This is a genomic window from Pseudomonas sp. 2835 (assembly GCF_050435905.1).
Classification (GTDB): Bacteria; Pseudomonadota; Gammaproteobacteria; order Pseudomonadales; family Pseudomonadaceae; genus Aquipseudomonas.
Window position 1 is genome coordinate 1 of the sequence record NZ_JBNDLE010000021.1, and the last position, 24131, is coordinate 24131.

20 protein-coding genes are annotated in these 24131 nt (G+C 63.3%); 8 read left to right on the forward strand and 12 right to left on the reverse strand.

Annotation, left to right across the window (positions count from 1 at the left end; genetic code table 11):
• Nucleotides 1-255: 255 nt before the first annotated feature.
• From ABIE20_RS22990 to ABIE20_RS23010, 5 genes are all read right to left on the reverse strand, one after another.
• Nucleotides 256-1065, reverse strand: a complete 810-nt coding sequence (locus ABIE20_RS22990) for an OmpA family protein (protein WP_429507531.1) — start codon at nucleotides 1063-1065, stop codon at nucleotides 256-258.
• Nucleotides 1062-1415: a DUF4398 domain-containing protein gene (locus tag ABIE20_RS22995; protein ID WP_429507532.1), complete on the reverse strand. Its 354-nt coding sequence runs from the start codon at nucleotides 1413-1415 to the stop codon at nucleotides 1062-1064. The genes ABIE20_RS22990 and ABIE20_RS22995 overlap by 4 nt, the downstream gene beginning before the upstream one ends.
• 9 nt (nucleotides 1416-1424) lie before the next feature.
• Nucleotides 1425-2249: a substrate-binding periplasmic protein gene (locus tag ABIE20_RS23000; protein ID WP_429507534.1), complete on the reverse strand. Its 825-nt coding sequence runs from the start codon at nucleotides 2247-2249 to the stop codon at nucleotides 1425-1427.
• Nucleotides 2250-2363: 114 nt separating this feature from the next.
• On the reverse strand, nucleotides 2364-3293 hold the full coding sequence (locus tag ABIE20_RS23005) for an electron transfer flavoprotein subunit alpha/FixB family protein (protein WP_045200521.1): 930 nt from the start codon (nucleotides 3291-3293) through the stop codon (nucleotides 2364-2366).
• Nucleotides 3294-4043, reverse strand: coding sequence for an electron transfer flavoprotein subunit beta/FixA family protein (locus ABIE20_RS23010; protein WP_010224703.1), 750 nt, complete (start codon nucleotides 4041-4043; stop codon nucleotides 3294-3296).
• 544 nt (nucleotides 4044-4587) lie between these two features.
• Between ABIE20_RS23010 and ABIE20_RS23015 the strand changes: the two genes are divergently transcribed.
• Nucleotides 4588-6252 carry an electron transfer flavoprotein-ubiquinone oxidoreductase gene (locus tag ABIE20_RS23015; RefSeq protein ID WP_429507536.1) on the forward strand — a complete coding sequence of 555 codons (1665 nt, stop codon included), beginning with the start codon at nucleotides 4588-4590 and terminating at the stop codon, nucleotides 6250-6252.
• Nucleotides 6253-6316: 64 nt separating this feature from the next.
• Here the strand turns inward: ABIE20_RS23015 and ABIE20_RS23020 are convergent, their stop codons facing one another.
• The 3 genes from ABIE20_RS23020 to ABIE20_RS23030 all read right to left on the reverse strand — a co-directional run bounded on the left by ABIE20_RS23020 (nucleotide 6317) and on the right by ABIE20_RS23030 (nucleotide 8869).
• Nucleotides 6317-7627 (reverse strand): MFS transporter, encoded by a 1311-nt coding sequence (locus ABIE20_RS23020; protein ID WP_429507537.1) that lies wholly within the window; start codon nucleotides 7625-7627, stop codon nucleotides 6317-6319.
• Nucleotides 7628-7721: 94 nt separating this feature from the next.
• Nucleotides 7722-8207: a histidine kinase gene (locus ABIE20_RS23025; protein WP_429507539.1), complete on the reverse strand. Its 486-nt coding sequence runs from the start codon at nucleotides 8205-8207 to the stop codon at nucleotides 7722-7724.
• A 182-nt stretch (nucleotides 8208-8389) separates the two neighbouring features.
• Nucleotides 8390-8869, reverse strand: coding sequence for a sigma-70 family RNA polymerase sigma factor (locus ABIE20_RS23030; protein ID WP_429507540.1), 480 nt, complete (start codon nucleotides 8867-8869; stop codon nucleotides 8390-8392).
• A 226-nt stretch (nucleotides 8870-9095) separates the two neighbouring features.
• Here ABIE20_RS23030 and ABIE20_RS23035 point away from each other — a divergent pair, with 226 nt between their 5' ends.
• The 3 genes from ABIE20_RS23035 to ABIE20_RS23045 are packed head-to-tail and all read left to right on the forward strand — an operon-like array spanning nucleotide 9096 to nucleotide 13646.
• Complete coding sequence (locus ABIE20_RS23035) at nucleotides 9096-10274, forward strand: efflux RND transporter periplasmic adaptor subunit (RefSeq protein WP_429507542.1); 1179 nt, start codon at nucleotides 9096-9098, stop codon at nucleotides 10272-10274.
• Nucleotides 10275-12242, forward strand: a complete 1968-nt coding sequence (locus ABIE20_RS23040; RefSeq protein ID WP_429507543.1) for a MacB family efflux pump subunit — start codon at nucleotides 10275-10277, stop codon at nucleotides 12240-12242.
• 3 nt (nucleotides 12243-12245) lie between these two features.
• Complete coding sequence (locus ABIE20_RS23045; RefSeq protein ID WP_429507545.1) at nucleotides 12246-13646, forward strand: efflux transporter outer membrane subunit; 1401 nt, start codon at nucleotides 12246-12248, stop codon at nucleotides 13644-13646.
• Between the two features lie 79 nt (nucleotides 13647-13725).
• Here ABIE20_RS23045 and ABIE20_RS23050 read toward each other — a convergent pair whose 3' ends face one another.
• Nucleotides 13726-15348 carry a PvdJ/PvdD/PvdP-like protein gene (locus tag ABIE20_RS23050; RefSeq protein WP_429507546.1) on the reverse strand — a complete coding sequence of 541 codons (1623 nt, stop codon included), beginning with the start codon at nucleotides 15346-15348 and terminating at the stop codon, nucleotides 13726-13728.
• Nucleotides 15349-15493: 145 nt separating this feature from the next.
• Here ABIE20_RS23050 and ABIE20_RS23055 point away from each other — a divergent pair, with 145 nt between their 5' ends.
• A complete protein-coding gene (locus ABIE20_RS23055) occupies nucleotides 15494-16465 on the forward strand; it encodes a siderophore-interacting protein (protein ID WP_429507547.1) in 972 nt (323 codons plus the stop codon).
• Between the two features lie 594 nt (nucleotides 16466-17059).
• On the opposite strand, the gene ABIE20_RS23060 is transcribed toward ABIE20_RS23055, so the two are convergent.
• From ABIE20_RS23060 to ABIE20_RS23070, 3 genes are all read right to left on the reverse strand, one after another.
• The gene (locus tag ABIE20_RS23060) at nucleotides 17060-18472 is read right to left on the reverse strand and encodes an aspartate aminotransferase family protein (protein WP_429507549.1); all 1413 of its coding nucleotides are present in this window, start codon (nucleotides 18470-18472) and stop codon (nucleotides 17060-17062) included.
• Nucleotides 18473-18631: 159 nt separating this feature from the next.
• Complete coding sequence (locus ABIE20_RS23065; protein WP_429507550.1) at nucleotides 18632-19957, reverse strand: ATP-binding protein; 1326 nt, start codon at nucleotides 19955-19957, stop codon at nucleotides 18632-18634.
• Nucleotides 19954-20637: a response regulator gene (locus ABIE20_RS23070; protein WP_429507552.1), complete on the reverse strand. Its 684-nt coding sequence runs from the start codon at nucleotides 20635-20637 to the stop codon at nucleotides 19954-19956. The genes ABIE20_RS23065 and ABIE20_RS23070 overlap by 4 nt, the downstream gene beginning before the upstream one ends.
• A 175-nt stretch (nucleotides 20638-20812) precedes the next feature.
• On the opposite strand from ABIE20_RS23070, the gene dsbD reads away from it, so the two are divergent.
• Genes dsbD through dsbG form a run of 3 tightly spaced genes read left to right on the forward strand, consistent with a single transcriptional unit; the run spans nucleotide 20813 to nucleotide 24122 of the window.
• On the forward strand, nucleotides 20813-22516 hold the full coding sequence (gene dsbD, locus ABIE20_RS23075; RefSeq protein WP_429507554.1) for a protein-disulfide reductase DsbD: 1704 nt from the start codon (nucleotides 20813-20815) through the stop codon (nucleotides 22514-22516).
• A complete protein-coding gene (locus ABIE20_RS23080; RefSeq protein ID WP_429507611.1) occupies nucleotides 22516-23373 on the forward strand; it encodes a prolipoprotein diacylglyceryl transferase family protein in 858 nt (285 codons plus the stop codon). The genes dsbD and ABIE20_RS23080 overlap by 1 nt, the downstream gene beginning before the upstream one ends.
• Nucleotides 23358-24122, forward strand: a complete 765-nt coding sequence (gene dsbG / locus ABIE20_RS23085; protein ID WP_429507555.1) for a thiol:disulfide interchange protein DsbG — start codon at nucleotides 23358-23360, stop codon at nucleotides 24120-24122. The genes ABIE20_RS23080 and dsbG overlap by 16 nt, the downstream gene beginning before the upstream one ends.
• Nucleotides 24123-24131: the final 9 nt, after the last annotated feature.

The following is a 24131-nucleotide window of genomic DNA, read 5'->3' on the forward strand; positions in this document are numbered from 1 at the left end:
GCAAGTCGTAGGCCGCGATGCCCCGGAAGGTGCCGTAGCGAGGGGACCCGAAGCGCAGCGTAGGGCCGTATGCAGGAGCAAGCGGTTTTGCCTACTTCTTCCCAAGAGAAAAGTAGGCCGCCGTAAAGGCGGAAGGGGCCAGCAGCAGCACCACACCGAATGGATAAACCTGCACTTCAAAACCCCAACCCAAGCCCCTGCAGAGCCATAAAAAAACCCGGAGAGGAACACTCACCGGGTTTCTTCATCTATTACTCAGCGCGCCGCGCCAAGCTTGCCCTTGTCGTCGGAAAAGACGATCTCGACCCGACGATTCTGCGCCCTGCCCCGCTCCGAGGCATTGGCCTCGACCGGATACTGGTCGCCATAGCCCTCGACTTCGATGCGCTTTTCATCGACACCCAGGTCGATCAGCATGTCCGCTACCGCCTGAGCCCGGTCACGGGACAGCTTGAGGTTATCCTCGGGCGCGCCCGTGCTGTCGGTAAAACCCTCGATACGGATAATGCGCTTGGGGTTGAGCTGGAGGAACTGCACCAGCTTGAGCACCGTGCGGCTGGCCGAGTTTTTAAGCTCCGCATGCCCGGTGTCGAACAGCACGTCACCCAGGGTCATGACCAGCCCCCGGTCGCTCTGCTCGGTGGCCAGGCTGACGATCTGCGCTTCCAGCCATTTGCCCTGCTGCTGGACGCTGGCAAGCTTGGCCTCACGCAACGCCAGTTGCAGGCGCTGACGCTCAAGCTCAAGCTTGGCCAGGCGTTCCTGGTTGAGCACCAGGTTACTGTGTTCGCGGGCGATGTCGCTGTAGCGCTGGCTCAGGTAGGCGTAATGGCGCACATCGGCGCCGGTCCCGAGATAACTGGACAGGCGCTCGGCACGGGCCAGCGATTCACCGGCACGAATCACGTCACGCGGCGCGCTGCGCAAAACGTTGGAATCGTCCTTGACCGTCTGGAACTTGGCCGTGGCCTCGTCCAGCGCCGTCTCGCTACGCTGGCTGGCGCAGCCCTGCAGGCCGACAACACCGACCAACAACAGTGCTGCCAATGGTTTGATCGAACTCACCGCTGCTCCCCCAACTGTTTACGCAGGCGATTGACCCGCGACTGCAGCAAGTCCAGCTGCTCCTTGCTCTTGACCGTCAGCACCCGCGCTTCGGCCAGGCGCGCGTCCAGCTCGGCCTGCTCGGCGCGCATGCGCGCGTCACGGTAGGATTCGCTGGTCATGTTGACTCGCGCCCGAGCCAGTTTTTCTTCGGCAAGCTTCAGCTCTGCCACTTCGTCGGTGGCACCCACCGCCTTGGCCTGCTCCAGTGCCTGCTCGGACAGGCGCAACTGTTCATTGGGGGCCGGGTCATTGGCACATCCGGCCAGGGCCAGCAGTGCCAGAGCGGCGAATAATGGATGAGTTCTCACGCAATCTTCCTACTGTTTAGGGGCATCCAGCGGCGCCTGCATCTGCGCTTTCCAGCGTTCGACATTACGTTGCAGCACCGCCTGGGACACGCCGGAGGCCGGCAATTCTGTCAGTTTTTTTGCCAGTTGTCCGCGCAACCAGGCGTCATTGCATGCCGAATTATGCGACAGCGCCAGGTACAGCCCTGGGCGGTCCAGGGGCAAGCCGCGGGCAATCAGCTCGTTGCTCATGCCCAGGGTCTGGGCCATGGCCATGCCGGCATAGCGGCCGGCCAGCACATAGTCGACCTGACCGAGCAGCAACTTCTGGAAGGCCTGGGTCAGATTCTGCGAAGTTGCCAACTGCAACTGGCTCTTGGCGTAGGCAGTAAATTCCGGGGTCATGCGCGCCTTTTCCGATACGCTGCCCTGATGCTCATGCAAATCGGCCAGGGTGTTATAGACCAGCGGCGAATCGTGGCGAGTCCAGACCACGTATTCGTTGCTCAGCAGCGAGGGATGGACAAAGTCGACGCTGGTCAGTTCGGCCACCGCAAAGGGTGAATCGATCAGCAGGTCGACGCGCCCGCTGCGCACCTCTTCCAGCGCCTGGCTGCGGCTGCCGCTGTCGAGGACTTCAACCTTCAGGCCCAGCTCGCTGGCGACCTGCCTGAACAGGTCGACGTTAGCCCCCATCAGGTGCTTTGGATCTTGCGGATCGCGCCACGAGTACGGCGGGGCATCAGGGCTGCCGGTGGCCACCAGCCGCTCGCACTTGCCTACTGCCCAGGCTTGCAACGGCATCAGCACCGCAGCGAACACCAGCGCCGTGTTTATCCGGCCACGCCATCCCATGCAACCACTCCCCAACTTTCTAGCCAGAATGAAAAAGCCCGATCTGCCGGGCTGTGCAAGGCAGGCCTGCACAGCCCGAACGGACCGGGCTCTTTTATAAGTGAAGCGGCTGGATTAAACCAGCTTCTCCAGCTCAGGGATGGCTTCGAACAGGTCAGCCACCAGGCCGTAGTCGGCCACCTGGAAGATCGGCGCTTCTTCGTCCTTGTTGATCGCAACGATCACTTTGGAGTCTTTCATGCCGGCCAGGTGCTGGATCGCGCCGGAAATACCGACGGCGATGTACAGCTGTGGTGCAACGATCTTGCCGGTCTGACCGACCTGCATGTCGTTGGGTACGAAACCTGCGTCGACCGCAGCGCGCGAAGCACCGACGGCAGCGCCGAGCTTGTCGGCCAGGGCGTACAGGTGCTTGAAGTTGTCACCGTTCTGCATGCCGCGACCGCCGGAAACGACGATTTTGGCAGCGGTCAGCTCAGGGCGGTCGGACTTGGCCAGCTCTTCGCCAACGAATGCCGATTTGCCTGCGTCGTGGGCAGCAGCGACAGCTTCAACAGCAGCCGAACCACCTTCGGCGGCAACGGCGTCAAAGCCGGTGGCACGCACGGTGATGACTTTGACGGCAGCGTTCGATTGCACGGTGGCAATGGCGTTACCGGCATAGATCGGACGCTTGAAGGTGTCAGCCGATTCAACCGAGATGATCTCGGAGATCTGGTCGACGTCCAGCAGCGCGGCAACGCGCGGCAGGATGTTCTTGCCGTTGGAGGTGGCAGGTGCCAGCACGTGGCTGTAGCCCTTGCCCAGCTCGGCTACCAGTGGCGCGACGTTTTCTGGCAGCTGGTGAGCGTAGGCGGCGTTGTCGGCAACCAGGACCTTGGCAACGCCAGCGATCTTGGCCGCGGCTTCAGCGACGCCACCGACGTTCTGGCCTGCGACCAGCACGTGGATGTCGCCACCGATCTTGGCGGCAGCAGCAACAGTGTTCAGGGTGGCCGGGGCAACGGCACCGTTTTCGTGTTCAGCGATAACCAGGATAGTCATTTAGATTACCTTCGCCTCGTTCTTCAGTTTCTCGACCAGTTCAGCAACCGACTTGACCTTGATACCGGCGCTGCGGGCAGCCGGCGCTTCGACTTTCAGGGTCTTGTTGGTAGAGGCGGTGGAAACGCCCAGCGCGTCTGGAGTAACGGTCTCCAGCGGCTTCTTCTTGGCCTTCATGATGTTCGGCAGCGACGCGTAGCGCGGCTCGTTCAGGCGCAGGTCGGTGGTGACGATGGCTGGCAGATTCAGCGCAACAGTCTGCAGGCCGCCGTCGATTTCGCGGGTGACGTTGACCTTGTCGCCAGCAACCTCAACCTTGGAAGCGAAGGTGCCCTGGGCGTAACCGCTCAGTGCAGCCAGCATCTGGCCAGTCTGGTTGTTGTCGCTGTCGATGGCTTGCTTGCCAAGGATCACCAGCTGCGGTTGTTCTTTGTCGACCACTGCCTTGAGCAGCTTGGCCACGGCCAGCGAAGTCAGCTCTTCAGCCGATTCGACCAGGATGGCGCGGTCGGCACCCAGTGCCAGGGCAGTACGCAGTTGCTCCTGGGCAGTGGCCGGGCCGACGGTAACGACGACGATCTCGCTCGCAACACCCTTCTCTTTCAGGCGTACGGCTTCTTCTACGGCGATTTCGCAGAAGGGGTTCATGGACATCTTGACGTTAGCAAGGTCGACGCCGGAGTTGTCCGCCTTGACGCGAACCTTGACGTTATAGTCGACCACTCGTTTGACAGCTACAAGAACCTTCATGGATTCCTCGTTACTCTCCGGTGAAAAGAATGTCGCCTGGGGCAAACCCGGCGATTGCGCGTGGGTACAAGGGCACCTCTAAAAACGATCACAGGGGCACGAATTTAACCCTGACCCAGCAGTCTCGATTCGGCCTGTCAGTTGCAAAACCCGTGGGTCATTATTTGTCGTGGCGTGTAAACTCCACTACAAAGCGGGTTATGGCGTAACTACCCTGCTTTTCGCCTGGTTTTTAGGGGTGCTCCTGCATCCTGCGGTCAGCCTACGGCGAGCGCAAAACCGCTCGTATCTTGACCGTAACGCCCAATCCGGTCAATACGGCAAACCGGTCAGCTTCAAGCCGCGCTTCTTTGATTTTACTGGCCTGCGGCAAATTCAAACAAACGTTTGTATTGGACCCCGCGAGTGGTGTAGATATAATGCGCGGCCAAGAGAAAGCGGTGTAGTCCGTCATCGCTCGAGCTACAGCCCGAGCGTCTGAAAAATGACCGCCTGACACCCGCCAACAAAGAAAAACCGATGAGCCTTGAGTAGGAGAGAACCTGTGGAACGCGAATACATGGAATTCGACGTGGTCATTGTCGGCGCTGGCCCGGCTGGCCTGTCCGCCGCCTGCCGACTGAAGCAGAAGGCCGCCGAAGCCGGTAACGAAATCAGCGTCTGCGTGGTCGAGAAAGGCTCGGAAGTCGGCGCCCACATCCTCTCCGGTGCGGTGTTCGAACCCCGCGCCCTGAACGAACTGTTCCCGGACTGGAAAGAGCTCGGCGCGCCGCTCAACACCGAAGTCAAACGCGACGACATCTACGTGCTCAAGGATGCTGGCAGCTCGATCAAGGTCCCGGACCTGTTCGTGCCCAAGACCATGCACAACCAAGGCAACTACATTATCTCCCTGGGTAACCTGTGCCGCTGGCTGGCCCAGCAGGCCGAGAACCTGGGTGTGGAAATCTACCCGGGCTTCGCCGCCCAGGAAGCGCTGTTCGACGAAAATGGTGTGGTCCGCGGGATCATCACCGGTGACCTCGGCGTCGACCGTGAAGGCAATCCCAAGGAAGGCCTGTACACCCCGGGCATGGAACTGCGCGGCAAGTACACGCTGTTCGCCGAAGGCTGCCGTGGCCACATCGGCAAGCAGTTGATCAAGCGCTTCAACCTTGACAGCGAGTCCGACGTCCAGCACTACGGCATCGGTCTGAAAGAAATTTGGGAAATCGACCCGGCCAAGCATGAACAAGGCCTGGTGGTACACACCGCCGGCTGGCCGCTGGACGTAATGAGCGCCGAGAACACCGGCGGCTCGTTCCTCTATCACCTGGAGAACAACCAGGTAGTAGTCGGTCTGATTGTCGATCTGTCCTACAGCAACGCCTACCTGTCGCCGTTCGACGAGTTCCAGCGCCTGAAACACCATCCGGTGATCAGCAAGTACCTCGAAGGCGGCAAACGCATCAGCTACGGCGCCCGTGCCATCAGCAAAGGCGGCCTGAACTCGCTGCCGAAGATGGTCTTCAACGGCGGCGCGCTGATCGGTTGCGACCTGGGCACCTTGAACTTTGCCAAGATCAAGGGCAGCCACACCGCGATGAAGTCCGGCATGCTCGCCGCCGATGCGGTGGCCGATGCCCTGCTGGGCGGCAGCGAAGGCGGCGACCAGCTCAACAGCTATGTCGAGGCATTCAAGGCCAGCTGGCTGCATGAAGAACTGTTCGCCAGCCGCAACTTCGGCCCGGCCATGCACAAGTTCGGTCCGATCTTCGGTGCGGCGTTCAACTATGTCGACCAGAACTGGTTCGGCGGCAAGCTGCCGTTCACCCTGCACGACACCAAGCCGGACTACGCTTGCCTGAAGCTGGCGGCCGACTCGAAAAAAATCGACTATCCAAAACCGGATGGCAAGCTGAGCTTCGACAAGCTGAGCTCGGTGTTCCTCTCCAGCACCAACCATGAAGAAGAGCAGCCGTGCCACCTCAAGCTCACCGACCCGAGCATCCCGATCGGCACCAACCTGCCGCTGTACGACGAGCCGGCCCAGCGTTATTGCCCGGCTGGCGTGTACGAAGTGGTCAGCCAGGAAGACGGCAGCAAGCGCTTCCAGATCAACGCCCAGAACTGCGTGCACTGCAAGACCTGTGACATCAAGGACCCTTCGCAGAACATCACCTGGGTCACCCCGGAAGGCGCCGGCGGCCCGACTTACCCGAACATGTAAGTCTGCCGGTAAATAAAAAAGCCCCCTCGCCGTAGTGGCCAGGGGGCTTTTCAATGGCCGCGATTCAGCAGCGTACAGCTTCGTCTTCGAAGGTAGTCGCTTCTCGCGCACCGAAGTACATCGCCGTCAGCAAGCCCACCGCCCCCATGATCAGACAGAAGCCCACGCACACCCATGGGCTCCACGGCATCAGGGCAATCAGCAGCAACGGAGTGGTACTTGCCCACAAGGCGTAGGCAATGTTGTAGGTGAAGGAAATGCCCGACACCCGAATCTGCGCCGGGAACAACCCGACCATCACCGACGGCACTACCCCGACCACCCCGCAGGCCAGTCCGGCCAAGGCGTAGGCCATGCCGATCCAGCCCCAGCCACCGACCAGACTGGCATAGAGGCCGGCAATACCCAGTGGCAGCAGCAGGCTGTAGATCATCAAGGCACGCCAGGCGCCGATACGGTCGACCAGCAAGCCTGCCAGCACGCAGCCGATATTGAGGAAGACGATGCCCATGCTGCTCAAGGCGAAGGTGTGCCCGGCACTCATGCCGAAGCGTTGCTGCATCACTGTCGGGGTGATTACCACCAACACCACCACCGCCGAGGTCAGTACGCAGGTGAGCAGCGCTGCCGGAATCAGCGCACGGCGATGCTCACGCAACACAGTACGCAAGGGGAAAGCCGGCGGCTGCTCGCGGCGCTCGCGCAAGGCCAGGAACACCGGAGTCTCGCTCAACCAGCGGCGCAACCACACACCAATGACGCCGAATACGCCGCCGAGCAGGAACGGATAGCGCCAGGCGTAATCGAGGACCTCCTGGGGGCTGAACAGCTGCGCCAGGGCCGTGGCGGTCAGGGCACCGAGCAGGTAACCGAAGGTCAGCCCCGCCTGCAGGAAGCCCAGGGCGTAGCCGCGGCGCCCGGGCGGGGCGTGCTCGGCGACAAAGGTCCAGGCGCTGGGCACCTCGCCCCCTACCGCTGCGCCCTGAAGGATGCGCAACGCCAGCAGGATCAGCGGCGCCGCGTAGCCGATATCGGCATAGGTCGGCATCACACCGATCAGCAGGCACGGCAAGGCCATCATCAGGATGCTCAGGCTGAACACCCGCTTGCGCCCCAGGTGGTCGGCAAAATGGGCCATCAGGATGCCGCCCAGCGGCCGCGCCAGGTAGCCGGTAACGAAGATGCCGAAACTCTGCAGCAAACGCAGCCATTCGGGCATCTGCGGTGGGAAGAACAACTGGCTCAGGGTCAGGGCGAAGAACACGAAGATGATGAAGTCGTAGATCTCCAGCGCCCCGCCCAGGGCCGCCAGGCCCAGGGTCTTGTGGTCGCTGCGCGAAAGCTGCAGGGCGCGCGCAGGGTCAGTGGCCGTCATAAAGGTATCCGCAAGTGATCAAGTGCCGGCGCACCAGGCGCCAGGGCAAACGCAAGAGGATAGCAAAAGCCGCCCGGCCACACCCAGCGCGGCTTCAGGACTGGCGGCAAAACGCGATCTGGGCGAAGTCCATTCGCCGTGGGGTATACGCCTGCCTGCCGGTGTGTTCGGGGATGCCCGGCAAATGCCCGATCACCTGCGGCGAGTCAATGATATGCATGAAGGACTGGATGGTCTCGTTGTCGGGGACCTTTGGCAGGCTGACATTCACGGCACGGCGCTGGTTGTCGGGAATCGAGGGGATCTTCAAGTGCTGCGATTCATACAACAAGGCGTGCTGGATCAGCGGGTTGACCCGGCAGAACCGTTCCAGGTCGACGCCGGCATGGCTGGCCAGGTCGATGTTGCCCAGCAGCAGGTTGAACGGTTGCAGCGCACTCTGTACCAAGCGTTGCAGATCCTCGAAGCTCTCGACCGGGGCTATACGGTAATAGCCCATGCCATTGAGCATCCGTTCCAGTTGCAGTAGCTGCGTCGGGTGTTCATCGGCAATCAGGATCCGCATCGATTTGTTCGGCATCGTCTATGACCAAGGCAGAGAGCGTTAGAGACGTTCCTTGACCATACTGCGCCAGATCATCAATTGCAGGCTATTGGCGGGCACTTCGCCAGATAAAGGGTCTTTACTGATAGTTGTCGGGAAATCGACATAAATCAAGCAACGCCATTACGGAATTTTCACATTTTTTCCACGTTGACCGGTTACTGCGACTCCCATTGGCGCATGCGCAGCCGGCAGTGTTTCATGGCGTTAACAATGTGTTTCTCTACCAGGCTACGCGAGATACCCAGACGCTCGGCGATCTGTGGGTGCGACAGGCCATCGAGCTTGCGCAGCAGGAAACTCTCGCGACAGGGCTGGCTGAGTTCGGCCAGGGCGCGCTGCATCAAGTCCAGGCGCTGATTGAGGTCCATATTCTGGGACGGCGCCGGGGAAAAGAAACGCTCATCAGTGTCGAGCACTTCAAGCGGCTCGGACTGGCGCAGCAAACCACGTCGATGCCCATCGATCACAAGATTCAGAGCGGTGCGGTAGAGGAACGCCCGGGGATGCTCGATATCGTCTTCACCGCTGCGCTCGAGCACGCGGATATAGGCATCGTGGGCAACGTCTTCAGCTGCCTGCCGGTTACCCAGGCGGGCACAGAGAAAACTCACCAGTTCGCGATAGTAGTTTTCCAACACAACACCTGGCCGCGACATCTGCGGGGGTTCCCTGACTCGTGGTTGAGCGGATCTGAATGATGGCAGTATGCAATAATACAAATTATAATTATTCTCAGCAAGATCGACCTTGATCCCGGTAAATTCCACGGCCCTCACCTCGTTTACCTGGGAGCCTCCCGTGTCTGCCGCGCCGCTTCGGCAGTGAGATGTCACGGGCCATTCCATCCGGCTGGAACCCTGCATGAAACGCTCATCCAATACTCGTCGCCTGCTGTTTTGCGGCCTCGGCCTGCTCAGCCTGGGCGCCCTGCTTGCCTGGAAAACCCTGCCTGCCGGTGGCGACCCGTTGAGCACCGTTACCGTGACCCGTACCGACATCGAAAGCAGTGTCACGGCCCTGGGCACCTTGCAGCCCCGACGCTATGTGGACGTAGGTGCCCAGGCCTCCGGGCAGATCCGCAAATTGCACGTCGAGGTCGGAGATCAGGTCAAGGAAGGTCAGTTGCTGGTTGAGATCGACCCCTCCACGCAGCAGGCAAAGCTTGATGCCGGGCGTTTCTCGATCGACAACTTAAAGGCCCAGCTGGATGAGCAGAAGGCTCAGTACCAACTGGCCGAGCAACAGTTCAAGCGCCAGCGCAACCTGGCCGCCGGCGGCGCCACCCGCGAGGAAGACGTGCAAAGCGCCCAGGCCCAGTTGAAGGTCACCCAGGCGCGGATCGACATGTACCGCGCGCAGATTCGCCAGGCCCAGGCGAGCCTGCGCAGCGATGAGGCCGAACTGGGTTACACGCGTATCTACGCCCCCATGTCCGGTACCGTGGTCGCCGTCGATGCCCGGGAAGGCCAGACCCTTAACGCCCAACAGCAAACCCCGCTGATCCTGCGCATCGCCAAGTTGTCGCCAATGACCGTCTGGGCCCAGGTGTCCGAGGCTGACATCGGCCATGTCAAACCGGGCATGAGCGCCTACTTCACCACTCTGGCCGGCGGCAAGCGCCGCTGGACCAGCAGTGTGCGGCAAATTCTGCCGGTGCCGCCCAAGCCTCTGGATCAATCCAGCCAGGGCGGCGGCAGCCCGGCCAGCGCCAGTGGTAGCGGCGCCAGCAGCAAAGTGGTGCTCTATACCGTACTGCTCGATGTCGATAACCCGGACAACGCCTTGATGGCAGAAATGACCACCCAGGTGTTTTTCGTTGCCGGGCGCGCCAGCAAGGTGCTGACCGTGCCGGTGGCGGCGCTGGATGATCACGCCGATGGCAATGACCTGCGCATTGCTCAGGTGCTCGACAGTAAGGGCAAGGTCAATCAGCGCCAGGTTCGTACTGGCCTCAGCGACCGCTTGCGGGTGCAGGTGCTCGACGGCCTGGCCGAAGGCGATCGCCTGCTGATCGGCGTGCCTGCCGCAAGCGGGGGTTGAATGTCCACGCCCCTGATCGAACTGCGCGACATCCGCAAGTCCTACGGTGGCGTCGACACGCCCAAGGTTGAGGTGGTCCGCGGCATCAGCCTGGCCATCCATCCCGGTGAGTTCGTCGCCATTGTCGGCGCCTCCGGTTCCGGCAAATCGACGCTGATGAACATCCTCGGCTGCCTGGACCGCCCGACGTCGGGCAACTATTACTTCGCCGGCAAGGACGTCGCCGACCTCGACAGCGATGAACTGGCCTGGCTACGCCGCGAAGCCTTCGGTTTCGTGTTCCAGGGCTATCACCTGATCGCCTCGGGCTCAGCCCAGGAAAACGTCGAGATGCCGGCGATCTATGCCGGCACCCCCGCTGCCGAACGCCACGCCCGCGCCGCCGCCCTGCTTGAACGCCTGGGCCTGGCCAGCCGTACCGGCAACCGTCCGCATCAGTTGTCCGGCGGCCAGCAACAACGGGTGTCGATTGCCCGTGCCTTGATGAACGGCGGGCACATCATCCTCGCCGACGAACCAACCGGGGCACTGGACAGCCAGAGCGGCGCCGAAGTCATGGCCCTGCTCGACGAACTGGCCAGCCAGGGCCATGTGGTGATCCTGATTACCCACGACCGCGAAGTCGCGGCGCGGGCCAAGCGGATCATCGAGATTCGTGACGGCCTGGTGCTCAGTGATTCGGCAGAGCAATCTGCTGACTCCGCCCCCAGCGCCCCCGGTCTGCAAGCCGAAGACCTGCGCCAACGCCTTAACCTCGGCGCCACCGCAAGCGGCGCCTGGAAAGGCGAGCTGGTCGAGGCGCTGCAGGCGGCCTGGCGGATCATGTGGATCAACCGCTTCCGTACCGCCCTGACCCTGCTCGGGATCGTCATCGGCGTCGCCTCGGTGGTGGTCATGCTGGCAGTCGGCGAAGGCAGCAAGCGCCAGGTCATGGCGCAGATGGCGGCTTTCGGCTCCAATATCCTCTATCTGAGCGGCAGCGCCCCGACCCTGCGCGAACCTGCCGGAGTGGTAACCCTCGATGATGTCGCCGCGGTTGCGAGCCTGCCCCAGGTAAAGATGATCATGCCAGTGATCGGCAGCAAACTGATGGTGCGCTACGGCAACAACAACCAGCAGTTCTACGTCGGCGGCAACAACACTTACTTTTCCGAGATCTTCAACTGGCCGGTGGTTGAGGGCAGCTTCTTCACCGAAGCCGACGAACAGAGCGCGGCAACCGTGGCCGTCATCGGCCAGAAGGTGCGGGAGAAACTCTTCGGTGCCGGCAACGACCCCATCGGCCAGTACATCCTGGTCGAGAACGTGCCCTTCCAGGTGGTCGGGATTCTCGCCGGCAAAGGCGCAAGTTCAGGCGATCAGGACAGCGACGAGCGCATCGTGGTGCCCTACTCGGCCGCCGCCATCCGTCTGTTCGGCAGCCGCGATCCGGAGTACGTGACCATCGCCGCTGCCGACTCACGGCGCGTAGCCGACACGGAAGCGGCCATCGACCGCCTGATGCGCAAGCTTCACAACGGCAAGCACGACTATGAACTGACCAACGACGCGGCGCTGATCCAGGCCGAGGCGCGTACCCAGAACACGCTATCGCTGATGCTCGGCTCGATCGCCGCGATCTCGCTGCTGGTCGGCGGTATCGGGGTGATGAACATCATGTTGATGACGGTGCGCGAACGCACCCGCGAGATCGGTATCCGCATGGCCACAGGTGCCCGCCAGCGCGACATCCTGCGTCAGTTCCTCAGTGAGGCGGTGCTGCTGTCGATGGTCGGCGGGGTCACCGGCATTGCCCTGGCCCTGCTGATCGGCGGGGTGCTGTTACTGGCCGACATTGCCGTGGCCTTCTCCTTGCCCGCCGTGCTTGGCGCCTTTGCCTGCGCAGTGGTTACTGGCGTGGTGTTCGGCTTCATGCCCGCGCGCAAAGCCGCCCGCCTCGACCCGGTCAAAGCCCTTACCAGCGAATAATCCATGAACCTGCCCAGCCGTCTCAGTTTCCTGTCGATCAGTTTGGTGCTTGCCGCCTGCACGTCGACCGCCCCTACACTTTCGAGCGGCCTGCAGGCGCCAGCGCAGTGGCAAGGTCAGGCGACCAGCACCCCGCTGCCCCACGAGAACTGGTGGCGGCAGTTCTCCAGCCCCGCGCTTGATCAACTGATCGAACAGGCCAGGCACAACAGCTTCGACCTGGCCGCTGCCGCCGCGCGTATTCGCCAGGCCCAGGCTTCGGCGGTCATTGCCGGCGCGCCGTTGTTGCCCGAGCTCAAGTTCGGCCTCGATGCCAGACGCCAACGCCTGCTGCATGGCAACGGCTTCGACCAGCTCGATGCCAGCAGTCGTGAACGCACCAGCACCTCGTTCGGCACCCGACTGAGCGCCAGCTATGAAGTGGACTTCTGGGGCGCCAAGACTGCCACACGCGACAGCGCCCTGTTCAACCTGGATGCCAGCCGTTTCGATCGCCAGACCGTCGAGCTGACCCTGCTCAGCGGCGTTGCCAACAGCTACCTGCAGAGCCTGGCCCTGCGAGAACAGGTGCGTATCGCCCGCCTCAACCTGAGTAATGCCGAGGATGTCCTGCGCCTGGTCGAAACCCGCTACCAATCTGGCTCCGCCACCGCCCTGGAACTGGCCCAGCAACGCAGCCTGGTCGCCGGCCAGCAACGCCAGGTGCCACTGTTCGAGCAGCAGTTGCAGGAGGCGCGCATCACCCTGGCGACCTTGCTCGGCGAGCCGGTGCAGGCGCTGCCCGCCTTTGAAGAATCGATCACCCACCTGAACTGGCCGCAAATCGGCAGTGGCGTGCCCAGCGAGCTGCTTAGCCGCCGTCCGGATATCGCCACCGCCGAAGCCAGCCTGGCCGCCGCCCAGGCAGACGTGCGGGTCGCCCGCGCGGCGATGCTGCCGAGCCTGACCCTGGGCGCCGACCTGGGCTCGGGCGCCGACACCTTTGCCCAGGTGCTTCGCAGCCCCTACTACACCTTGAGTGCCGGGTTGGCTGCGCCGATCTTCAACAACGGCCGCTTGCGCGCCGAACGCGACAAAGCCCGCGCCAAGCAGGATGAACTGCTGGAGGATTACCGCAGCAGCATCATCAACGGCTTTGCCGATGTCGAAAAGGCCCTCAATGGCATCAGTGGCGTCGAACAGCAGCGCCAGTCGCAGGATGAGGAAGTGCAGCAGGCGCAGATCGCTTTCACCCTCTCCGAGCGCCGCTACCAGGCGGGTGCCGAGACCCTGCTGACCGTACTGGAAACCCAACGCACGCTGTATCAAGCCCAGGACCAGCAGGTACAACTGCGCCTGGCCCGGCTGCAAGGCAGCGTGGCACTGTACAAGGCATTGGGTGGCGGATGGCAGGTGGTTCGCTAATGCGCTGACCTGCCTGCACAAACCCTGTAAGAGCCGGCCTTGCCGGCGATGGCCTGCAAAGCAGGCCCACTACAACGAATCAGGAAACAATCCCGCGCAACGACAGATGCCGTGCATACCAGGGCCGCTGCGGCACCCGGCGCACCAGGTCGCCGATCTTGTCGTCGTCGCCAAAGGTAATGCGCAGGGCCAGCTTCATGGTCTCGACATCCATTTCCACCGATTTGCCCGGGAACATCCCTGGCGTAGTGCTGCAACCATGGGTCACCGGCCCCAACCACGGGTCATCGACCTCGACCCAGCGCCCCGGAGCAAACCACTGCACGCCATTGACCTCAAGGCGCCGTACCTGCCCCGGGTTATAGCGCTCATGGGCACGGTACCAGTCTTCGATACGATCATCGATCCAGCCATGGAAGCCCCAGAACACCGGGTTGACATGGGATGAAAACGGATCGCCGAGAAAGTCGTTTTCCGCCCCGAACCAACGCCCGGCAAAATCAGCCGGATCACGGGCAAACGGCACCGGCGCACCGTTGACCGGATCGCGCGGCACCGACGCCCAGCACATGTGCAGCCAGTCGTGCAGGTTCATTTCCAGCTCCGAACCGAATGCACCGAGGGTCAGCTTCGACAGGTACAGCGGGTCCTGGTACTGCGATTCCCAGACCTGGAAGTTACTGCAGAACGTCTCACTGGCTTTGATCGCCGAGACCCATACGCCATAAGCCTCATCGCCCGGTGCCCGCCAGCCGGGCGGCACGCAGTAGCCATCGTGGTTATCGTAATAACGGGCGAAGCCCCGCCGGTTCTGCTCGACACTGGGTTGCGGCAGCGGGAAGTGCGTCCATGACGGCAGGTCCTGCATCGAGCGGGCGGTACCCAGCATATGCCGGTGCATGAACAGGAAGTCCACCCCCGAGCCGTTGCGATGCTTGCGCGGGCCACGGGCATCACGTTCCTTGTCACGCGGGCCGGGCTGCCAGCCCAGGCCACGCAAGGCACCGTGTTTTTCTTCAGACAGCCGATGCCACTTGTCGCGGGTCGCATGCCAGAGCTGATGGAACAAGCGGTGCTCGGCGCTGATCAACCAGGCTTGCAACTGTGGGGTGTAGGGCAGCCGCTCACGGGCTTCGGGAAACAGGCGCTTGACGGCAACGAAGTGACTGTCGGCCAAGGGCAAGGCCATCGAGCGATCCAGCGGTTGCAAGCGGCCACTGAGGGTACCGCTGCCAGCGTTGCCAAAACTGCCCCAGACTTCATCCAGGCTGGCGCTGCATTCATAGCCCGGCCCACCCTGGGTGCTCATCAGCCGCCAGCGCACCGTGGCAGTGGACGCCCCGACCAGGTCGCCCAGCACCCGGTAAGCGGCCGGGGCATCGCTACGCAAAACCCTTTCGGTGTCGACAAAGCCCCGCAAGCCCCGACCTTTGGCGGCGACGTCCAGGTACATCTGCAAGCCTTCCACAGGCAGCCCGGCGAGCCCGCCATCGGCGCCGCTCAAGCGCAAGTCCCAGACGCCACGCAGTTGATCGGCCAGTTGTTGGCCAGCAGCATCAGCCAATTCGACGCTGGCCTCGCCCGGGGTGACGATGTCATCCTCTGGATCATGGGTCAGTTGCTTGTGCGCGTAATAGACGGCTGGCACGGTCGCGCCCGCCACTGCCAGGCCCGCTATGAATCCTCGTCGCGAAATCGTCATCGTCCTACCCGTATCAGCCATGAAGCAGGCTTTATCCAAGCTAGGACGTATCCTGGAGAGGGAAATTTAACCACTGCCGCCCCGTGCTAATTCAATGAACGGCTATTTCGTTTTCAAGGTACCTCCCTTGGAAAAGGTACCGCCCATGTCAGCCTCCACCTCCTTGACCAACGCCTTGGGCAACGGTCTGCGCAAGCTGGTCGGCAAACCTGCCAGAACCAGTGCCTACGGGCTGTTCGATGTCCAGCTCAAAGCCATCATTGCCCTCAGCCCGTCACTCACCCGTTTTGTGTTCAGCGGTGAGGATGTCGGGCAGATGCGTACCCTGGCGGCCGACCAGCGCATCAAGATCTTTTTCCCCTCTGCCGATGGCCAATACCCGAACCTGCCCAAGCAAGGTTCCTGGCAGCAAGCGCGTCGCGGCCTGAGCGCCGAGCAGAGCCCGCCGATGCGCACCTACACCATTCGCGACCTGCGCCGCGAGGCACTGGAAGTGGATGTCGACTTCGTCCTGCACGGCGTCAACGGCCCGGCATCGACCTGGGCGACCCAGGCGCGCATCGGTGACCGTTTGCAGATAGTTGCCCCGAACCTGGCCTTCGACGCCGACCCCGGCGGCTACGAATGGCGCCCCCCGAAGAACCTGCGCAACCTGCTGCTGATCGGCGATGAGACCGCCCTGCCGGCGATTGCCGGCATCCTCGAACAGATGGCCGCAGACCTGCCCGAAGTCCCGGTGCAGGCGTTCATCGAAGTCCCCTGCGAAGCCGATTGCCTCGACCTGACCTGCAGCCGCGCCACCGAACTGAACTGGCTGCCACGCGAAGTGCTGCACTGCACCCATGGCGAAGCGATGATCCATGCCATCCGCGAGCTGGCGCGCCTGCCGGCAGCCGCAGGGGGCACAGGTGCGAAGGTCGCCCTGGAGGAGGTCGATATCGACCGGCAGATCCTCTGGGAACTGGCTCAACCCGGCAACGGTGACTTCTATGCCTGGATCGCCGGCGAGTCTGCAGCGGTGATGAATATCCGTCGCTACCTGATCACCGAGCGCGGGCTGGATCGCAGCGCCCTGACGCTGATGGGCTACTGGCGCGCGGGTCGCAGCTTCGACTGAAGCGCAAAAAAAGGTTCTTCACGGAATCCCCGGGGCTATGATTCTTGGGTTGGGTTGCGGGCTTATCCATTCGGTGTGGCGCCGCTGTTGGCCCCTTCCGCCCTTACGGCGGGTCCCTTTTGTTCTTGTGTATGGACCGGAGACATCGCTGACACAGGAGCGGGACAAGCCCGCTGATAAAACGAGCACCAACTTGTTTGGTCTTGATCTTGATGTTCATGCACGTACTTCCAGGCGCCGCGAAAAGCGACTTCAGGAGGCCGAGCGTAGGTGCCTGTAGGGGCGGTGCGCAGCACCTTCGGCGGCAGCCGAAGACGCGAGATGTAGACTTGCGAAGCAAGTCGTAGGCCGCGATGCCCCGGAAGGTGCCGTAGCGAGGGGACCCGAAGCGCAGCGTAGGGCCGTATGCAGGAGCAAGCGGTTTTGCCTACTTCTTCCCAAGAGAAAAGTAGGCCGCCGTAAAGGCGGAAGGGGCCAGCAGCAGCCCCACACTGAATGGATAAACTCGCAGCCTCAACAACCCAACCCTGAATTCCGTGAAGAACCAAAAAAAAGCCCAGTGCAGTGCACCGGGCTTGTGCATGCCAAGGCTGCCTACAGGCTGGCCACCGCCGCAGCAACCGCCCGAGCAAAGCGCGCCGCCACCTCATCAACCTGCTCAGCAGTAATGATCAGCGGCGGCAGGAAACGCACCACTGCGCCCTGACGCCCGCCCAGCTCCAGAATCAGCCCACGCTTGAGGCATTCGCGCTGCACCAGCGGCGCCAGACGCGGGCAGACGGCTGGATGCCCTTGGGCATCGACCTGCCCTTTTGGATCGACCAACTCGACCCCCAGCATCAGGCCACGCCCACGGATATCACCCAACTGCGGAAAATCCTCCTGCAAGCGGCGCAAGTGAGCCACCAGGCGCTCGCCCATGGCCTGGGCGTGAGCGCACAGGTCATGTCGCTTGAGGTAATTGATCACCGCCGAACCTGCAGCCATGGCCATCTGGTTACCGCGGAAGGTGCCGGCGTGGGCGCCAGGCTGCCAGGTGTCGAGCCACTGGCGATAAACCACCACCGCCAGCGGCAGGCTGCCACCGATGGCCTTGGACAGCACCACCACATCCGGGGTGATGCCTGCATGCTCAAAGGCAAACATCTTGCCGGTTCGGGCAAAACCACTCTGGATCTCGTCGACGATCAGCGCCACACCGGCTTTTTCAGTAATACGCCGCACACCGCGCAGCCATTCGATATCCGCCGGGATCACCCCGCCTTCGCCCTGGACCACTTCGACGATCACCGCTGCCGGCAGCTGCACGCCACTCTCCGGGTCGCTGAGCAGGTTTTCCAGGTAGTGCAGGTTGACCTTCACGCCCTCTTCGCCGCCCAGCCCGAAGGGGCAGCGGTAGTCATAAGGGTACGGCAGAAATTGCACGCCATTGGCCAGCAAGGCGGCCAGCGGCTTTTTCGGCCCCAGGCTGCCCATCAGGCTCAGTGCGCCCTGGGACATGCCGTGGTAGCCGCCCTGGAACGACAGCACAGTGTTGCGCCCGGTGGTGGTGCGCACCAGTTTGAGCGCTGCTTCCACTGCATCGGTGCCGGTCGGCCCGCAGAACTGGATCTTCGCTTCGCTGCGCAGTTGCTCCGGCAGCAGGCTGAACAGGTCCTGGACGAACTGGTCCTTGACCGGCGTGGTCAGGTCCAGGGTGTGCAACGGCAGCTCATCAGCCAGCACCTGCTGGATCGCCTCGATCACCACCGGGTGGTTATGCCCCAGCGCCAGGGTGCCGGCACCGGCCAGGCAGTCGATGAACTGACGCCCTTCGACGTCTTCGACATAAATGCCACGGGCGCGTTTAAGCGCCAGGGGAATACGCCGTGGGTAACTACGGGCATTGGACTCCTGCTGGCTCTGGCGTGCCAGCAACGGCGACTCATCGAATGCGTAAAGTGTTTCAGGAGCGTCTGCGGTTGAAGACACCGGCAGCGCCTGGGCAAGGCTGATAGCGACTGACATCTGGGAAAACCCTCGCAAGCAAGCGGATGTGCCCGTCACGCGCCTGTTGCCAGATGAGTGCGGGTTGTTATCGCTTGAAAAACGCTCCAGCGCCCTGAGGATTTAGCCGCTGCCGCCCCTCGCTGCGGATTTTTTCATCTGCAGCGTTGCAGCGGGCTGTCATGACGGGTTTGCACGCAGCGGAATATGCAATAACACCCGTAAGCCATCGCTGCGGCTGTCAAAGCGCAAGCTGCCGGCGCAGCGCTGGACGATCGCCTGGACAATCGCCAGACCCAACCCGCAGCCGCCACTCTGGCTATGGCGCCAGAAGCGCTCGGTCAGGTGCTCGATATCCTGCTCGGGAATACCGGGGCCGTGATCACGCACCAAAAATGCCACACGATCCTGGTCCATTTGCACCGCCAGCTCCACCGGTTCGCTGCCGCGGGTATGACGCAGAGCATTGTCGAGCAGGTTGCGCAGCGCCGTGACCGCCAGTGGCGTGGGCATGCCGAGGTAGACCTGGGCGGCGCCGGGCGCCAATTGCAGATCGATACGCCGGGCATTGTCGACGCCGGTGTCCTGGATTGCCTGGCGGGCGATCTGCTCGGCATTGCATTGCAGGCCGTCTTCAAACGACAGGCGGCCCTCCACCCGGGCCAGCAACAACAGTTGCTCAAGGGTCCGGTGCAAGCGATCAGCGCCCTGCTCGGCATGCTCAAGGGCCTGCTCGCGCACCTCGCCGTCGGTCATCCGTGCCACCTGCAGGTGGGTCTTGATCGCGGTCAGCGGGCTGCGTAACTCATGGGCGGCATCGTCGGTCAGGCGCCGCTCACGCTCAATGGTCTGGCCGATGCGCAAAAACAGCTGGTTCTGGGTTTCCAGCAAGGGTTGCAGCTCACTGGGCAGGCCGCGCACCTGCAACGGCTCGAGGGAATCCGGGCTGCGCCGGCGCAAGGCGTCACGCATCCGGTTGAGCGGCGCCAGGCCCTTGCCAACGCCCATCCACAGCAAGCCGAGGCTGCCGAGCAAGGCCATCAGCACCGGCGCCGAGGCCGCCAGCAAGATCGAGCGGTTGAGGGCCTCGCGCTCCTGGTGGCGGTCGGCGGTGGTAATACGCACATCGCCATGGGCATAGGTAAAACTGCGCCAGCGGGCGCCGTCGATGGTCTGGTCGTGGAAACCGCTGCGCTGATCATCAAGGGGCTGCTCGTTGTTGTGGCTGCGGGCGAGGATTTCACCCCGCAGCGAGCTGACCTGGCAAGCCATGCCGTCAACGCTCAACTGATCAGCGCTCAGGCGCGTACCCTCGCCCTTGCTCGACAGTGGCTGCGGCAACTGGTCGACGAGACCTGCGACCATACGCGCCGAGGCCACCAGGCGCTGGTCGAGGGAAAACATCATCTGCATGCGCAGGTCGCGCAGCATCCACGCCGCGGCCAGCACCCAGATGACTATAAAGGCGGTGCCCAGGATCAGGGTCAGGCGCAAACGCAGGGTCATGCTCGCGGCTCCTCCGGCAATTGCGCCGGTCCCAGGCGATAACCCAGGCCGCGCACGGTTTCGACGATGCCGTTGCCCAGCTTGCGCCGCAAGTGATGGATATGCACGTTCAGGGCGTTGCTCTCGACCTCGTCGCCGAAGCCGTAGACGCTGTCCTTGAGCTGCTCGCTGGAAAGCACCCGGCCGCGGTTGTGCAGCAGTGCCTGCAACAGCGCCTGTTCGCGCCGCGACAGGTCGACCGGACGGCCACCCAGGCAGGTTTCGCGGCTGCTGGGGTCGTAGCGCAGCGGACCATGCTCGATGATGTTCACCGCCCGCCCGGCGGCGCGGCGCAGCAAGGTGTGCAGGCGCGCAGCCAGTTCGCGCAGGTCGAACGGCTTGAGCAGGTAATCGTCGCCGCCGGCCTGCAGGCCATCGACCCGATCGGTGACCGCATCGCGGGCAGTGAGGATCAGTACCGGCAGTTCATGGCCTTGCTGGCGCAGGCGCTGCAGCAGCTTGAGGCCGTCTTCATCGGGCAGGCCGAGGTCGAGCACCATGACGTCGAACGCTGCTGCCTGCAGCATGGCCTGGGCCGCAGCGGCGCTGGCCACCCGGTCGACGGTCATGCCCTGGGCGCCCAGGCCGGCGCTGATGCCGCTGGCGATCAGGTCATCATCCTCGCAGAGCAGTACGTGCATGGTGGGGTCTCGATCTTAAAAGGCCTTATTCAAGCCCAGGCGGATTAACCCAGGATTATGCCGCGCCAGGCCACAGCCGTCGCGGCCTTGGCGACAGCCGTTGGCCATCGGGTTAACTTTCGGTTAATCGGGCTGGGCCAAGCTGGGCCCCTCATCGCATTGCCAAGGCTTCGACATGCGCGTTTTCCTGTTTGCCCTGATGTTCCTGCTAAGCGGCCTGAGCCAGGCCAACCCCTTTGCCCAGAGCGATTTCCTGCCGGTCAACAAGGCCTTCATGTTCAGCAGCGAACGCCTGGAATCGGGACAGGTGCGCCTGCACTGGCAGATCACCGACGGCTATTACCTGTACCAGAAACGCCTGAAATTCGACGGCCTGGCACCCGAGCAGCAACCGCAACTGCCGCCCGCCCTGCCCCACAGCGATGAGTATTTTGGTGAAACCCAGGTGTACCGTGGCGAACTGGAGCTGATCCTGCCCGCCAGCGCCAGCGGTGAACTGCGCATGGGCTGGCAGGGCTGCGCCGACGCCGGGCTGTGCTACCCGCCTCAAACCAGCCTGGTCAGCCTCGGCGGTACCAGCGCCGCTACGCAGGCCAGCGACCAGGCCCTGGCCGGTGGCCTGCAGCAGTCCAGCCTGGCCTGGAGCCTGCTGGCCTTCCTTGGCCTGGGCTTGCTGCTAGCCTTTACTCCGTGCTCCTTGCCGATGCTGCCGATTCTCGCCGGGCTGGTACTGGGCAGCGGTGCCAGTACCCGCCGTGGCGGGTTGCTGGCCAGCGTCTACGTGCTGAGCATGGCCCTGGTGTATGCCGCCCTGGGCGTGGTTGCCGCGCTGCTGGGGGCAAGCTTTCAGGCCTGGCTGCAGCAACCCTGGCTGCTGGGCACCCTGGCCGGGCTGTTCGTGCTGCTGGCCCTGCCGATGTTCGGCGCCTTCGAGCTGCAGCTACCGGTGTGGATCCGCGACCGACTGGAACGCGCCGGCCACGGCACCCGTGGCGGCAACCTGTATGGCGCGGCCTTGCTCGGTGCCTTGTCGGGCCTGCTGATGGGCCCGTGCATGACCGCACCGCTGGCCGGTGCCCTGTTGTATATCGCCCAGAGCGGCAACGCCGTGCATGGCGGCCTGGTGCTGTTCACCCTCGGCATCGGCATGGGCCTGCCGCTGTTGTTGCTGGTCACCCTCGGCAACCGCTACCTGCCGCGCCCGGGCGCCTGGATGAACCGGGTCAAGGGCCTGTTCGGCTTCGTGTTCCTGGCCATGGCCCTGTATACCTTGCGCGCGGTGCTGGAGCCTTCGCTGTGGCTGGGCCTTGCCGGCGCCTGGCTGATCGCCCTGGCCTGGGCCGCGTGGCCGGCTTTGCAGGCCTTGCGGCCGTTACGGGCACTGTCGTTGCTGCTGGGTTTCTGGGGCAGCCTGTTGATCGTCGGCGCGGCGGCCGGTGGCAATGACCCCTGGCAACCATTGCAGCCGTTCACCGCCGGCAACGGCCCGGCAACCCTCGCCGAGCATCGCGACGCCTTCACCACTGTCAGCCAGCCGGCCGAGCTGCAGCGCGAGCTGGAGACGGCCAAGGCCCAGGGCCAGTGGGTGATGCTCGACTACTATGCTGACTGGTGCGTGTCGTGCAAGGTCATGGAAAAACAGGTGTTCGCCCGCGCCGACGTACTGGCGGCGCTTGGCGGCGTGCGCTTGCTGCGCCTGGATGTGACCGCCGACGCACCGTCCAGTCGCGAGTTGCTGCAGCGCTACCAGGTCCCGGGCCCGCCCAGCCTGATCTGGATCGGCCCGGAGGGCAACGAGCGCCGGGCCCGGCGCATCACCGGCGAAATCGATGCGGCGAACTTCCTCCAACACTGGGCCGCTACCCGGAGCCAAGGATGATGCTGACCGTCGCACTCGGGCCACTGACCATGGCCCTGAACCACCTGCTGCTGATCTGCGCCCTGGCCCTGGCCAGCCTTGTCGGTTGGCGCGTCGCCAAGCGCGGCGGCGACAACCCGGAGTCGGTGCTGTTCGGCCTGTTCCTGCTCGGCCTGCTCAGTGCACGCCTGGGCTTTGTCATCCAGTACTGGGCGATGTACCGCGAAGACCTGCTGCAAGTCATCGACCTGCGCGATGGCGGTTTTCTGCTCTGGCCTGGCCTGCTGGCGGTGGCCATTGGCGCCCTCTGCCTGGGTTATCGCCGGCCGGCCCTGCGTCGGCCGCTGGGCTGGGGGCTGCTCAGTGGCGGCCTGTTCTGGCTGCTCGGCAGCCTGGCCAGCCACCTGTATGACCAGGGCACCCAACTGCCGGAAATGAGCCTGCGTAAAGCCAGCGGCCAGTCCGTCGAGCTCACCGACTACCGCGGCAAGCCGCTGGTGATCAACCTCTGGGCCACCTGGTGCCCGCCTTGCCGGCGCGAGATGCCGGTGTTGCAGCAGGCCCAGGGTGATTACCCGGACATCACCTTCCTGTTCGTCAACCAGGGCGAGGCGCCGCAGACCGTGGTCACCTTCCTCGCCACCACCGGCCTGAACCTGTCCCACGTATTGTTCGACAGCGGCGGCCAATTGGCGCAAAAGGTCGGCTCCATGGCCCTGCCCACCACCCTGTTCTACAACGCCGAGGGCCGCCTGGTCGGCAGCCACCTCGGCGAGCTGTCGCGGGCCAGCCTCAGCCATGCCCTGCAATCTATCGAGCGCGCGCCCGCGCCTGCCGCCCCATCCCCCACAAGGAACGTCGCATGCGATCTCTGCTGAAACTGCCCCTCACCCTGGCCCTGGGCCTGATGACCAGCCAACTGGTACAGGCTGAAGACCTGCCCAAGGCCATCCAGCAACTGGAGGCCAAAGGCGCAAAAATCAAAGGCAGCTTCGACGCCCCCGATGGCCTGCGCGGTTACGCTGCCGAGTACCAGAACCGCGGCCTGGCGCTGTACCTGACCGCCGATGGCAAGCATGTGCTGGTGGGCAGCCTGTTCGACGAACAGGGCAAGGACCTGAGCCAGGCGCCGCTGGAAAAACTGGTGTACGCCCCCCTGGCCAAGGAGGTCTGGGCGAAGATGGAAAAAACCGCCTGGATCGCCGACGGCAAGGCCGACGCACCGCGCATCGTCTACCTGTTCAGCGACCCCAACTGCCCGTACTGCAATATGTTCTGGCAGCAGGCGCGGCCCTGGGTCGAGTCGGGCAAGGTGCAACTGCGCCACATCATGGTCGGCATCATCCGCGAAGACAGCCCGGGCAAATCGGCCGCCTTGCTGGCCAGCAAAGACCCGGCCAAGGCTCTCGCGCAACATGAGAAAGCCGGCAAGGCCAGCACCCTCAAGGCCCTGGACAAGGTTCCCGAAGCGGTCCAGGCCAAGCTCGACGCCAACCTCGCAGTCATGGAAGAACTGGGCCTGTCAGCGACACCGGCGATCTTCTACCTCGACGACCAACAGCAGCTGCAAACCCAGCAAGGCGCTCCACGACCGGAGATGCTGGGCAAGATTCTCGGCAAGCGTTGAGCAAGCGAT

What these genes read in the sequence shown, in the direction of transcription:
- ABIE20_RS23000 (WP_429507534.1), bottom strand. Translation starts at nt 2,249, where the DNA reads ATGGGATGGCGTGGCCGGATAAACACGGCGCTGGTGTTCGCTGCGGTG.
- ABIE20_RS23005 (WP_045200521.1), bottom strand. Translation starts at nt 3,293, where the DNA reads ATGACTATCCTGGTTATCGCTGAACACGAAAACGGTGCCGTTGCCCCG.
- ABIE20_RS23010 (WP_010224703.1), bottom strand. Translation starts at nt 4,043, where the DNA reads ATGAAGGTTCTTGTAGCTGTCAAACGAGTGGTCGACTATAACGTCAAG.
- ABIE20_RS23020 (WP_429507537.1), bottom strand. Translation starts at nt 7,627, where the DNA reads ATGACGGCCACTGACCCTGCGCGCGCCCTGCAGCTTTCGCGCAGCGAC.
- ABIE20_RS23025 (WP_429507539.1), bottom strand. Translation starts at nt 8,207, where the DNA reads ATGCCGAACAAATCGATGCGGATCCTGATTGCCGATGAACACCCGACG.
- ABIE20_RS23035 (WP_429507542.1), top strand. Translation starts at nt 9,096, where the DNA reads ATGAAACGCTCATCCAATACTCGTCGCCTGCTGTTTTGCGGCCTCGGC.
- ABIE20_RS23040 (WP_429507543.1), top strand. Translation starts at nt 10,275, where the DNA reads ATGTCCACGCCCCTGATCGAACTGCGCGACATCCGCAAGTCCTACGGT.
- ABIE20_RS23045 (WP_429507545.1), top strand. Translation starts at nt 12,246, where the DNA reads ATGAACCTGCCCAGCCGTCTCAGTTTCCTGTCGATCAGTTTGGTGCTT.
- ABIE20_RS23050 (WP_429507546.1), bottom strand. Translation starts at nt 15,348, where the DNA reads ATGACGATTTCGCGACGAGGATTCATAGCGGGCCTGGCAGTGGCGGGC.
- ABIE20_RS23055 (WP_429507547.1), top strand. Translation starts at nt 15,494, where the DNA reads ATGTCAGCCTCCACCTCCTTGACCAACGCCTTGGGCAACGGTCTGCGC.
- ABIE20_RS23060 (WP_429507549.1), bottom strand. Translation starts at nt 18,472, where the DNA reads ATGTCAGTCGCTATCAGCCTTGCCCAGGCGCTGCCGGTGTCTTCAACC.
- ABIE20_RS23065 (WP_429507550.1), bottom strand. Translation starts at nt 19,957, where the DNA reads ATGACCCTGCGTTTGCGCCTGACCCTGATCCTGGGCACCGCCTTTATA.
- ABIE20_RS23070 (WP_429507552.1), bottom strand. Translation starts at nt 20,637, where the DNA reads ATGCACGTACTGCTCTGCGAGGATGATGACCTGATCGCCAGCGGCATC.
- dsbD (WP_429507554.1), top strand. Translation starts at nt 20,813, where the DNA reads ATGCGCGTTTTCCTGTTTGCCCTGATGTTCCTGCTAAGCGGCCTGAGC.
- ABIE20_RS23080 (WP_429507611.1), top strand. Translation starts at nt 22,516, where the DNA reads ATGCTGACCGTCGCACTCGGGCCACTGACCATGGCCCTGAACCACCTG.
- dsbG (WP_429507555.1), top strand. Translation starts at nt 23,358, where the DNA reads ATGCGATCTCTGCTGAAACTGCCCCTCACCCTGGCCCTGGGCCTGATG.